The following is a 12,266-nucleotide window of genomic DNA, read 5'->3' on the forward strand; positions in this document are numbered from 1 at the left end:
AAAGCCTTGCCAAAATTCAATTTTCCTTTCAAAAAGTTGAAATAATTTTTCTGAAGATTATTTTTGAATAGTCTGGTGATAAGATGAACTTATTCGCATATAAAAAATAGTAATACTTGCTTATCGATCTTTGTAGTAGAAAATAAAACAAATCATTCATTAAAAAATAAAAATCATGACAAGTGTAAAGAAAGATCAGGCAACATTAGAATTATCTGCTAAGGAAAGAGAAATGGAACAATTGCAAATTTTATTGGCTAATTATCAGCTTTATTACCAGAATCTACGAAATTTTCATTGGAATGTGGGCGGGAACTCCTTTTTTGAGTTGCATGCTAAGTTCGAGGAATTGTATAACGATGCCAGCGATAAGGTAGATGAAATTGCAGAAAGAATTTTGACCTTGAACGGACATCCTCTTGGTAATTTTTCGGATTACCTTGCTATTTCAACTATACAAGAAGCCAATTCGAACTGCTCTGGCGCCGAAATGGTAGCGGAAATTATCGCATCGCACGAAATATTAATCCGTAAAGTAAAAGATGTTTTGGTGGAAGCAACAATAAGCGAAGACGAAGGTACGCTGGATATTTTACCAGCCTATGTTTCAAATTTAGAAAAACTAAACTGGATGTTTAAGGCCTTTTTGCGCTAAGCATGCTTTCTCGAAATTACTGCCTCCGAGATTATTCGGAGGTTTTTTCGCTTTTTATATCAAGCTGCATGGGGAAATTCATGTATTCTTCTGCAAAATTACTCATCTGTACAGTGAATCTTTCGCAAAATACTATCCTTTGCGATTTTGGAATGTAAGGTGCCAAGCGGTTTATTTCGGATAGAATTTGATCTTTAAGGATGAGTTCTGCATCATCAACGATAAACATTTTCAGACTGTTTAAGTTGATTCCGCTGTAGGTGTACAATTCATTCAAGCGTTTTGCAGTGCCAATTACCACATCCGATCCGGCATAGATTGTGTCTCGCAAATCGTCTAATCTTCCACCTTCAACGGCACAAAATACACGAAGATTGGTGTGCTTTCCCAATATATCAAATTGTTCCTTCATCAGAAGAGCACTTTCCTTGTCGGCGGTAAGTATTAAGGCTCTGGGTACATCTTCATATTCCGATTTTAATTGCTGAATAACACTAATCACAATCGTAGAGGTTCTGCCAGTATTCTTATCGGCACGAACCAGCAGATCTACACCACTTTTAATTTTGGAGATACAGGTTTTCTGCACTTTTGTTGGTGTTTCCCAGGCATTTTCTGCAATGGCTTCTAATAGGTGTTGATCTAGCTTTTTTAAGAACATAGCTTAAATGGTATTGAAATTTGAATGCTGCAAATGTATTAATTATTGTGCTTAGGAACGATTACTTTGCTATTGTTAATTCATTTTTATGGTATTGTTGTGTTTAGAAGACTTTGTCTCTTAAGTACCCCTATTAATATATTAGTTCCTGTTTTTGTGAAAGGTAACCCTTAGATGAATATTTTTTAAAACATAACAGAATTCATGTTTTAGAGTAAAATAATTTTTAAGTTTAAAGACAGTAAATTAATTTTTAAGAGATAATGTTGTTGCCATTGAAATACTAACCAAATCTTTCCCAAATGCAAAGAGTATTAGTTTTAATAATATTGATGACCATATGTTCCATCACAACACAAGCCGAAGAAAATTCCCATGCTATTAAAGGAAAATTAATAAATGAAGATGAATGGCCGATAGAATTTGCGACGATAAGAGTAATTCAAGATTCAATTTTACTTGGAGGATGTGTATCTGATGTAAATGGTGATTTCCTATTAAATAAAATCCCGGAAGGAGCTTTTGATATTGTAATTACGCATATTAATTACGATGAGTATGATAAGAAGCTAATTATAGAAAAATCAGACTTAAGTTTAGGGTCGATTGTGATGAAAAAGAGAGCGCTTCATTTGGAGGAAATAAGTGTAAAAGCAGAAAAGAAATTATATCGTAGAAGTAAAAGAAATGATGTTTTTCAAATTTCTTCTGCAATGAGTGATCGATCGGGTGACGTGAGAGATTTACTGGATCAAATCCCAACGATACAAGTAAGTCGGGATTACAATTTAAGTGTTGAGGGGGAAGGAAATGTATTAGTCTTGGTGGATGGCAGGAAATATTATAGTATTAATGGCTTGCGACTCATTTCAAAAGATCAGATTGATAGGGTGGAAATCAATAATAATCCATCTGTTGAATATGCCGACAATGGATATAAGGCCGTTGTAAATATTATTCTGAAAAAAAATCAGGAGCAGAGTTTTAATGGAAATATGAATGTGATCCTTCCCAATAAGAACTTTAAGAATGTGAATTTGGCATTAAATTATTATTCGGGAAAATTTCGGGTTTTTGGGGGATATAATTTGTACAACCATAAATACAATTACGATTTAGAGAGTACAAGATCTAATTTGAGTTCAAATAAAAGTATTCAGCAAATTGGAAAAGTAAAGTTTAATCCTAATTCTACTCAAAATGCTTTTGGAGGAATAGATTACTTTATAAATGAAAGACACCAGTTTAGTCTTGCTACTAATTTTAGGTTTCAAGATAATGATATGGCTTCTGTAATTGAAAGTTTTGATTCCGGTTCTACAATAGCGTTTTATTCAAGTGATGGAACACGAAGATTAGATAATCAGGATTGGCAGGTTTCAGCATTCTATAAATACAAGCTAAAATCAGGAAAGAGCTCCATTGTTTCAGACTTTTTATTTAGCAGATTTGATCAAGAGGAAAAACTGAATTTTGTAGACCAATATCTTGATCAGAATTTAACATTCAGAAATGATACAAGTAATGTGGCTAAAAAAGCTGTGAAGATAGATGTAAAGTATGAATGTAAGCTATCAAAGCATTCATCTTTAAATATGGGTGTAAAATATAATGGATCACATTCGGATAATAAAATGCAGGAAGGTGATTTTAAGCATAGGGTTAATTTTGATTTAGATAGGCAAATTGCATATATCGATTATTCGGGAAATATAAATAAGTTGGATTTTTGGTTTGGCTTGGCAGGAGAACTAAACCAACGGAAAATAGCAGATAAGGATAAAGAGTACTGGCATTTTTATCCAAATATAGGTATGAATTATTCCCTTAGCTCTAAGACTAGGATAGGTGCTTCCTACCAAAAGTCCATTAATCAGCCCGATATATATCAATTGGATCCCTTTGTATATACCACCGATTCCTTAAACTTAAGCCAAGGAAATCCAGATTTGGATGATTATGTAAGTCATTGGATGGATATTAATTATAGATACCAGTTTGGACGTAGTTACCTTAAGTTTACGGGTTATTATAATATCACGAAGGATGGCATTAATTTATTTACCGATATATCAGATACTGGAGTTCTAACAAGTTCATTTGAAAATATTGGAACGGAAAAAGAAACCGGATTAAAATTGAATTATAGCATTTGGCTTACTAAGCGGGTGTTGATTATTGGGAATTTTAATGCCTATTATCAACAATTTGAAAGTGTTGGTGATTCTCATGACTTACTATCAACAAATACCTTATTATATACAAAATTTTATTTGCCAGCAGATTTTAGTGTAATGTTGGGGGTCAGCAGTAAGGGAAAGCAAATAATTTCAGATGGAACTTATACGCCTTACAGCAATTTGCGTTTTGGATTAGCTAAAAAACTATTCAAGCGTAAGGTAAACCTATATCTAAATTGGGAGAATCCAATTCTTCCCTATCAAATTAAGGTGAATCAGAAGACAGATCAGTATAAATCATTTCAAAAACGAGATTTCGACACCAGAGTGCTAATGTTTTCTTTTGCCTATAATTTTCAGTCGAAGAATAAGAAGAAAAAAAAGTTACGCAACCAAATTAATTGGGAGAATAATGGTAAATCTCTTGAGTTTTAAGCTATTTATGCCTTTCGCATTCTGTGGCAAGAGATGAGTTTACGATCACTTTTTTAAGAACATAGCTTGAATGGTATTGAAATTTTAATGCTGCAAATGTATTAATTATTGTGCGTAGGAACGATTACTTTGCGGCTGTCTGTTTCTTTTTGTTGATTAAATAAACGCCAAGTAGTATAAATCCCATAAAGAGTAAATGGATAATGGTGATTTTCTCTCCATCTAAAATTCCCCATCCTATAGCAAAAACAGGAATAATATAGGTTACAGAGGAGGCATAAATTGCCGATGCATGACGAATTAGGCTGTTCATGAGTAGCATGGCAATGGCGGTTCCTACGATTCCCAGGGTTGCCAATGCCAGAAAATGTATTGGCCAGTTGGGTGTTTCGAATACGGGTTGAAAATCGGTTGTCAGCAAATAGATAAGCGCAGCCGGACCCGTAAAAAAGAATGCCAATGAGGTAATCTGAACTCCCGTAAGGTGGGATAATTTAGATTTTATGGTGTTGATATTAATAGCATAAAAGATCGTAGCCAATACAATAAGCAAGGCATAGCTGTTTACCTTGCCCAGACTTAAATCTTCCCCCGAGGTGATTAGGCCTAATGCGCCAACCAAACCCATTATCAATCCTAAAACTTGTAACCATTTAAACTTGGTTTTGTGAAAGAGCATTCCTACAATTAGTGTGAATACCGGGGTTAAGGAATTGAGCATGCCAGCTAAAGCACTATCGATTTGTGTTTGTGCTTTGGTAAATAAAAAGGCAGGAATAAAACTTCCTATAAATCCAGCAATCAAAAGACTTTTGAGATCTTTTTTTTTCAGGTGTTTCAAATTTTTGATGGAGTAGGGAAGTAGCACCAGCGAGGCCAAAAGCATACGAATTCCTGCTGCTTGTTCGCTGTTAAAGCTCTTTAATCCTATTTTCATTAATATAAAGGAACTACCCCAGATAAAGGCAAGTAGCATTAGTATGGCAAATTGAAACCAAGGTTTTTTCCAGTGCATGTTATTGTGTTTTAAGCACCCGAAAGTAAGGGTTTTAATGCTGAGAACCAATTGTTTTACTTTCTTAGAATATGGATCAAAATTTTGATTTCAATTTTGTTTTTCAAAATCGCAAATAAAAGTTAAGTATTGTTTGCTCTGAAGGCATATTTGAACAGAACAGAAAGTTTAAACAACAAGGGGTTAGGTTTATATTGGGAGATTGTCTTAAAAATTCGCTTTAGATAATATTAAAAAAGAGACTTGATTTTTTTTCAAGTCTCCTATTGTATCCTCTTTTAATATTCGAAAGTACTTCCTCCTAAAAATTCACGCATGAGCGATGTGGGTGGAATTTCGTCGTCGCAAATAGGCAGAAAATAACTGAAGAATTTTAACAGCCTGTTCGCTTCGGAATATTCGGCTTTATTTGGCTGGATTTCTTTTAGGATTGGTTCTGCATATCGTTTTAAAACGCCCAATTCATAGGGTAAGGCTGAGTTAAACATTGCGTCGGCTTCCTCCTGGTAAGGAAAGATGTTTTTTTGTTCGCCCCGACGAACGCTTCCCCATCGGCTGATCGTATCCAGGGCACTATAATTTCTGTATTTATAATCGCGAACAATTCTTCGAATTAAACGATTATCAGTTGAGGGAATACGATTGTGTCCATCAATAGAAATGGAGGTAAGCGCTGAAATATAAATGCGGAATTTAGCTTCCAGATCAATTAGGGGTGTTAGATTGGGATTCAAAGCGTGAATACCTTCTACTACCAAAATCTGTTTTCCATTAATTTTTAGTTTCTCCCCATCGTAGTATCGAGTTCCTTTCTCGAAAGAAAATTTGGGGAGTTCCACTTCTTTTCCGTGTAATAAATCCACCAAATTTTGATTGAACAATTCAATGTCCAAAGCTTCTAAAGCTTCAAAATCATATTCTCCATTTTCGTCGCGAGGCGTATGTTCCCGATCTACAAAATAATTATCCAGCGATAGATTTACAGGATTCAATCCTGCTACTTTCAACTGTATGGCAAGTCGTTTTCCGAAGGTGGTTTTTCCCGATGAGGATGGTCCCGATATCAGAATTAACTTGGTGTGTTTTCTTTTTTTTCTGATTTTATCAGCTATTTGCGAGATTTTCTTCTCGTGTAATGCTTCTGATATTTTAATCAGCTCCGAAATATTTTTGTCGGCCACATATCGGTTTAAATCTCCAATGTTTGATATGTCTAATACCTTACCCCAACGTTTGTATTCGCTAAATACTTTTAGCATTTTTTCCTGTTCTAAATAGCTTTCTACCTTGTCGGGATTTTCTCGTTGCGGACTCATTAATAGCATGCCGCGATAAAAGGGAAGTAAATCGAATACTTTTAGTACTCCGGTAGATGGAGCAATAAATCCGTAAAAATAGTCGATACAATCCTCTAAATGATATACCGAAGTATATAGATTTCCACGGGTTCGCAACAAACTGGTTTTTTCGTGTAATCCATGACTTTCGAATAACTGTATTGCTTTTTCGGTTTCAATTTCTTCCCTGATAAAAGGTATATCTGCCTGAATAATATCCAGCATTTGCTTTTTTATTTGGGCAATGTCATCCGGAGTAAGAATGATATTTTTATTGGTTAAGCGACAATACAAGCCGTTGGATACGGAATGTTCTATTCTGAATTTGGCTCCCGGATACAGATCGTGAATAGCTTTGTATAATACAAAAGAGAGCGATCGGTCGTACATTCTGCGCCCATCCTGATTGGTGAGATCGATGAATTTTACATTTTTGGGTTTGTAAATTTCGTAGGTAAGTTCTTTTATTTTGTTGTTGACCATCGCTCCCAAAATTGGACCTTCTAATTGGAGGAGTGTGTCTTCAAGTATGCTTTGTAGGTTAGTTCCTACAGGATAAGACCTTTTCTCCTGTAGGTCTTCGAAAAAAATATCAACTAATTTTCCCATAAACTATCATCATTTAAAATCAGTATTTGTTCTTAAGTACTGCCCACTAAAGATAAGAATAATGCCATAGCTTGATGTTATTCTCCTCTTAATTTAGGTGTATTGTTAAAAAAAACGCCCTGCCGGTATTCCTGATTCCCTGCCGAAATATTTCTTATCCTGCTGTCTTTTTTGTCGCCCTGCCACTACTAAAGGTAATCCTGCCAACATTTTGATGTTTCCTGCTGCCTTTTTTATCGTCCTGCTAGTATTTCCGTATTTCCTGCCGCCTTTTGAGTTCTCCTGCCAGATATTTACCCGTCCTGCTGCATTTTGTATTACCCTGCTGCATGTTTACCCGCCCTGCTATATCATTTATCGCCCTGCCCGGCAGGACGACTTATTTTTTAGCAGGACAACTTATTTTTTAGCAGGACGACCAAATTATCGGCAGGACAGGTTATTTAGTAGCAGGACGCGTAAATTACCGGCAGGACGGCGTTTTTTGCAGCAGGATTACCTAAATCCCGGCAGGACTACTTCTACAATTTTGTTGGTATAAATCTTATTTAAAATGATTCTATGATCATAACCTATGAAATCCCTGCTAAATATTAAATAATATATTTAATTTTAGGGGGCTTTTAGAAAACATACTAAATGCGAAAGGGGAGATTAGGCTAGGCGATTTCGTACAGACTAACAACTTAGCGGGAGTAAGGAATAGATTTAAGATATATACAGGAAGTCTTGGGGTAGGGAAGTTCAAAAACGATTAAGGTTTATACTCCTCTAAGTAATAAGTCTCTTGCAATAATCAAGAGTTCACAAAACGTAATTTTAAGCAATAACAAAAGGATAAAACACTTTTACGTTAGCGCACATTTTGGAAACATGGAAACAACTTTAAAAACACTTGCAGAATTTGGTATCACAGCAGTTACAATAACTGGGTTGATTGCATATTTAGGAAGGAAAATATTTGAGCATTATTTAAGTTTAAAAATTGACTCCTATAAAAATGATTTAGTTCGAGCTAATTATGAACATCAAACTAAATTTAGTAAGCTGCATAATGACAGAGCGGAATTTATAAAAGATTTATTCTCAGACTTCACAGAATTAGAGAAGCTTATAAATAGTGTAACTACAACATGGCAAGGACCTGAATGGTTAGAAAGTCATGAAAGAGAAGATAAAGCAAAGGAACTCCTCGAACAAACAAAAGCTAAATTTGAAAAGAATAAAATATATTTTACGAAGCAGTTATGTGATGAAATAGAAAACGCTTTAAAAGTTAGTAAATCATTCATTTTAGAATCGTTAAGGGTGAAAAGACAATCTAATTTTGAGAAAGAAGATAGAGCGTTTTATTTGGAAAAAGAAAAGCAAGGAGAAACTGCATTTAGACGATGGCTCAAGCTAGAAGAAGAATCACAAGAAGAATTATTGAAAATAAGAGAATCCCTAGCAGATAAATTCCGATCTCTTTTTGGTGTAAAGTAAACGTGCGCTAACAAAAGTTAAAATTAATGGGCGGTGACGCTCAACTAGATAATGTAACAAAATCAATAAACACAGGCGGTTTTGATAAGGCGGCGGTTGGAAATCGCCCACTAATTTTAGCAAAACCGTTATGGGCAATGGTGAGAAGAAACTAAAATGAAAAGAAAATCAGTATTAGTAAATATTAATCCAAAATATTTCTGGCAAGAAACTGCTGATGAAATTGAAGGAACTTTTAGACTTTCGAAACAGGTGCAAAATGCCGGAGTAATGGTTTATGACCATTATCACCTGAGCATAGAAAAATATTTTCAAGAAATAAAATTAGAACTTCATTCGACTTTTTTGAAATCTCCAACAATAAATGATGAATTCTATTTAAATAGTTTACGAATCACAACTGACCTTGAAAATCAGAATGAATTTTATTTTTACTACTGGGAAAAAGGACTATTTGAAAAACTTTTTAGACTTAACGGGCAATATTCAGAATATAGAGACTTTGATAAAAAAATTGGATTTAAAACAAACAGGTCAAGGGATATTCAAGAATTTCTTGCAGATAAAGAAATTAGAGAATTGATATTAAACCAAAAGATTTCAATTTTTAATATTCAGACAGAAAATGATGTAGTAAAAATCAAATATCAGACAAGCCAAATAATTTGGGACAAAAAGACTTTATTGACTGAATATCATAAATATGAGAAATTTATTAATGGACTATTGAAAATAAATTTGATAAAACCACAGCCTGTAACAGCAAAATTCATCCCAACAGGCTGTAAAAATCATAACAGGTGACGGATTCTTACAGTTTAACGTTGGCATTCATTGTAAAAAAAGACCCTACTACATGACAGAACTATATGAAAAAATAAGCGTTTTACTTAAATCCCATCCAATGGAAATTTGGACAGGGTTGATTTTCTTTGCTATTCTCCTGATTGTTGTAATATTTTTGTTGGTACGTAGGAAAAGAAGGAGAAAAATAATTGAACAGCAACGGATAGAAGAAGTTAAGAGAAAAAAAAATGAGGCTGAGAAACTTGTAAAAGATAAGAGAATTAAAGAGGAAATTGAAGCCAATTATAAACGAAAAATTGAGGAAGAAAAGAAAACTATATCAAAAAGCAAGACTTCTGTTAAAAGTAAGTCCGAATACAAACAACCTAAGCAAAAAACAGAAAAAATTAGTGAACCTGATATAAAGTATAAATCAGAACCCAAAATCACTCAAAATACGATTGAAGTTGTAAAGACGGAATCTAAAAGAAAATCCACAGAAAAGCTGCCTGCTGCAAAAAAGGAAGATAAAGTAAAAGTTGATAAAACCTTATTTGTTAATTACAAACTTGATTTACCAGAAAGCAAAGACTCTTTCGCTGTTTTAAGGTGTCCTAAAATGGACTGTGTAGTTAGAACTCATAGATATGGCAATACAAAGCGTAGAGGATTTAAAGAAGAAGTTTTTCAGAACTCAATTGAAAAATATTTTGGAAATCTATTTGAAATATCGGGTAATGTGAGATTAAATACAGGTAAAGATATAAGACCTTTTGAACCTGACATTGCAATAATTGAAAAAGGAAATACTTATAATCTGCGAATTGACATAGAAATTGACGAGCCATATGCAGGATTAACAAGACAACCTACGCATTGTAAGGGTGACGACTTAATGAGAGACACCTACTTTATTGATAGAGGATGGATTGTTATTCGTTTCTCTGAATATCAAGTTCACACTCAGGAGTTAGAATGTTTGAAGTTCACTGCACAGGTAATTAAGAAAGTTGATTGTAGTTATTTTATTCCGACTGATTTGGAATCTGTATCAGATTTAAAGCCTGAAAAAGTATGGAATGTTGTTCAGGCACAAAAGTGGGAAAAAGAAAAATTTAGAGAAAAATACTTACATCATGAATTTGGTGAAGTATTCGAAGAAAAAGAAACAGTCGAGCGTGATTTTAATGAGCAAGAAAATAACGAAGAGGAATTTGTAAAACCAAGCATAATTGGTGTTGCAGACGAAGGTAAAAAAGTTGGATTTAATAAAACAAATGCTCATCCAAGGGATAAGAGAATCTCTTTTTATCCAGAAAATCATGTTTACATAGTTGATAATATGCCGTTGCCTTCTGCAAGCACGATAATTGGTAAATTCTTTCCAGAATTCGATACCGAATATTGGTCTAATAGAAAAGCACCTGAGCTTGGCATGTCTCCCATTGAAGTCGCTTACATGTGGAGAACAAAAGGAGAAAAGGCAGCCCAGGAAGGAACATTCTTACATGAACAAATTGAGAATTACTATCTAAACCAAGGATATGAAAGAACCGCAGAATTCGATTTATTCGAAAAATTTGTTGAAGCAAATAAAGACATTACCCCATACAGAACGGAATGGAGAATATTTGACGAAGATTATGGGGTAGCGGGAACGATTGATTTGATTTCTAAGAATGGTAAGGACTTTGAAATCTATGATTGGAAAAGGAGTAAAAAGGTAATAAATAGGGCAACAGGTGAACCAATTGTTCACAATCAATGGCAATCAGGCATTGGAAAATTATCAGATATTCCCGACACGAGCTATAATAGATATTGTCTTCAACAAAGTTTATATCGGTATATTTTAGAAAACAAATATAACCTTGAAATTTCAAAGATGTATTTGATTGTCCTTTACCCTGATTACGATACTTATTATAAAGTTCCAGTTCCATATTGGAAAGAAAGAATTGAATATATATTAAAGACAGTATAAACAACGAAATGCCAACAATGTGTATAGTGCATAAGGGTTTCAGAGGTTTTCGAGCGGTATCATCCGCATCAATTTTGGGTTGTAATTTGACAGGTTTGAAGTCCGAAATCCCTTACGAAATCATACACTAAAAGTTATGGGCAATTAAACACAAAAAATATGAAACCAAGAATATTTATAGGTTCTTCAGTAGAAAATTTAGATTTGGCAGAAGCTGTGCAATCAAACCTAGAACACACAGCATTTCCTGAAATATGGACGCAAGATATTTTTCAACTTTCAATGACAACAATTGAAAGTCTATTTAGCATTTTGCAGTCGAGCGATTTTGCTATTTTTATTTTATCACCAGATGATATCATTAAAATAAGAGATACAGAAAAACCTGTAGTTAGAGACAATGTGATATTTGAATTAGGATTGTTTATGGGTAAGTTAGGACGAGATAAGGTGTTCTATTTAATTCCACGTAATCAGGACGTTCATCTGCCAACAGATCTGCTAGGAATTACACCAGGTACATATGACGCAGAACATCCAAATATTTCAGCTTCTATTGGACCATTTGTTCGACAAGTAAAACAACGAATAAATACTCTTTTTTCGCCGGATTTTCCAAACTCAAATCTGCTTGGAAACAATATTTTGAATGATTCTATAACTATGCTCGAACCTAATTTAAATTATAGTTTAGAAGCACATACTCCAAATCAGTTTCCGTTAAAAATAAAAATTAGAAACCTCTCTAAGGTTGATGGTATGCAAAATATTTGGTTACTGAGCGTAGGGCAAAGTGATGGTTGGATTAATGAAACATACGACTTCGACTCTAATCATCAAGTTTTCATACTCGGAGAAAATAAAAAAGGGATAAGACAGATACAATTTCAAGGCGAGGGAGAAGCTGAAGTGGAATTTTATAAAGGAGATGAATTATTTAATTCAAAAAAGATATACTGGGGAAATAAATAAAAGCCCATAACAAAAGTAACCGTTGCACAACCGATTAATATTTTTAATAAATAAGAAGGAAGCTTTAAAAGTTTGCTAATTAGCGAGCTTTTAAAGCTTCCTTTTTTAGGTTAACAATCCCGAAATTTTAAATTATTGAACGCTTAA

9 protein-coding genes are annotated in these 12,266 nt (G+C 34.0%); 6 read left to right on the forward strand and 3 right to left on the reverse strand.

Going from position 1 to position 12,266, the window contains the following annotated elements:
- Positions 1–175: 175 nt before the first annotated feature.
- On the forward strand, positions 176–655 hold the full coding sequence (locus tag DLK05_RS07860) for a Dps family protein (protein ID WP_209319783.1): 480 nt from the start codon (positions 176–178) through the stop codon (positions 653–655).
- A gap of 31 nt (positions 656–686) precedes the next feature.
- Here DLK05_RS07860 and DLK05_RS07865 read toward each other — a convergent pair whose 3' ends face one another.
- On the reverse strand, positions 687–1,316 hold the full coding sequence (locus DLK05_RS07865; protein ID WP_127343462.1) for a DEAD/DEAH box helicase: 630 nt from the start codon (positions 1,314–1,316) through the stop codon (positions 687–689).
- 302 nt (positions 1,317–1,618) lie between these two features.
- Between DLK05_RS07865 and DLK05_RS07870 the strand changes: the two genes are divergently transcribed.
- Positions 1,619–3,931, forward strand: coding sequence for an outer membrane beta-barrel family protein (locus tag DLK05_RS07870; protein WP_127343463.1), 2,313 nt, complete (start codon positions 1,619–1,621; stop codon positions 3,929–3,931).
- A 124-nt stretch (positions 3,932–4,055) separates the two neighbouring features.
- Here the strand turns inward: DLK05_RS07870 and DLK05_RS07875 are convergent, their stop codons facing one another.
- Together DLK05_RS07875 and DLK05_RS07880 are read right to left on the reverse strand one after the other, a co-directional pair.
- Positions 4,056–4,946, reverse strand: coding sequence for a DMT family transporter (locus DLK05_RS07875; RefSeq protein ID WP_127343464.1), 891 nt, complete (start codon positions 4,944–4,946; stop codon positions 4,056–4,058).
- A gap of 278 nt (positions 4,947–5,224) precedes the next feature.
- Positions 5,225–6,892: a nucleoside kinase gene (locus DLK05_RS07880; RefSeq protein ID WP_127343465.1), complete on the reverse strand. Its 1,668-nt coding sequence runs from the start codon at positions 6,890–6,892 to the stop codon at positions 5,225–5,227.
- Positions 6,893–7,765: 873 nt separating this feature from the next.
- On the opposite strand from DLK05_RS07880, the gene DLK05_RS07885 reads away from it, so the two are divergent.
- The 4 genes from DLK05_RS07885 (at position 7,766) to DLK05_RS07900 (ending at position 12,119) form a co-directional block, all read left to right on the forward strand.
- Positions 7,766–8,377, forward strand: coding sequence for a hypothetical protein (locus DLK05_RS07885; protein ID WP_127343466.1), 612 nt, complete (start codon positions 7,766–7,768; stop codon positions 8,375–8,377).
- Between the two features lie 156 nt (positions 8,378–8,533).
- Entirely contained in the window at positions 8,534–9,181 is a 648-nt protein-coding gene (locus DLK05_RS07890) for a hypothetical protein (protein WP_127343467.1), read from the forward strand.
- Positions 9,182–9,233: 52 nt separating this feature from the next.
- A complete protein-coding gene (locus tag DLK05_RS07895; protein WP_127343468.1) occupies positions 9,234–11,147 on the forward strand; it encodes a putative endonuclease domain-containing protein in 1,914 nt (637 codons plus the stop codon).
- A 159-nt stretch (positions 11,148–11,306) separates the two neighbouring features.
- Positions 11,307–12,119, forward strand: coding sequence for a TIR domain-containing protein (locus tag DLK05_RS07900; protein WP_127343469.1), 813 nt, complete (start codon positions 11,307–11,309; stop codon positions 12,117–12,119).
- Positions 12,120–12,266 lie beyond the last annotated feature (147 nt).

The organism is Ancylomarina longa (assembly GCF_003996985.1).
Classification (GTDB): Bacteria; Bacteroidota; Bacteroidia; order Bacteroidales; family Marinifilaceae; genus Ancylomarina_A; species Ancylomarina_A longa.

Excerpts from the sequence above, each read along its gene's own strand:
- DLK05_RS07890 (WP_127343467.1), top strand. The coding sequence starts at position 8,534 with ATGAAAAGAAAATCAGTATTAGTAAATATTAATCCAAAATATTTCTGG.
- DLK05_RS07885 (WP_127343466.1), top strand. The coding sequence starts at position 7,766 with ATGGAAACAACTTTAAAAACACTTGCAGAATTTGGTATCACAGCAGTT.
- DLK05_RS07865 (WP_127343462.1), bottom strand. The coding sequence starts at position 1,316 with ATGTTCTTAAAAAAGCTAGATCAACACCTATTAGAAGCCATTGCAGAA.
- DLK05_RS07895 (WP_127343468.1), top strand. The coding sequence starts at position 9,234 with ATGACAGAACTATATGAAAAAATAAGCGTTTTACTTAAATCCCATCCA.
- DLK05_RS07880 (WP_127343465.1), bottom strand. The coding sequence starts at position 6,892 with ATGGGAAAATTAGTTGATATTTTTTTCGAAGACCTACAGGAGAAAAGG.
- DLK05_RS07870 (WP_127343463.1), top strand. The coding sequence starts at position 1,619 with ATGCAAAGAGTATTAGTTTTAATAATATTGATGACCATATGTTCCATC.
- DLK05_RS07900 (WP_127343469.1), top strand. The coding sequence starts at position 11,307 with ATGAAACCAAGAATATTTATAGGTTCTTCAGTAGAAAATTTAGATTTG.
- DLK05_RS07860 (WP_209319783.1), top strand. The coding sequence starts at position 176 with ATGACAAGTGTAAAGAAAGATCAGGCAACATTAGAATTATCTGCTAAG.
- DLK05_RS07875 (WP_127343464.1), bottom strand. The coding sequence starts at position 4,946 with ATGCACTGGAAAAAACCTTGGTTTCAATTTGCCATACTAATGCTACTT.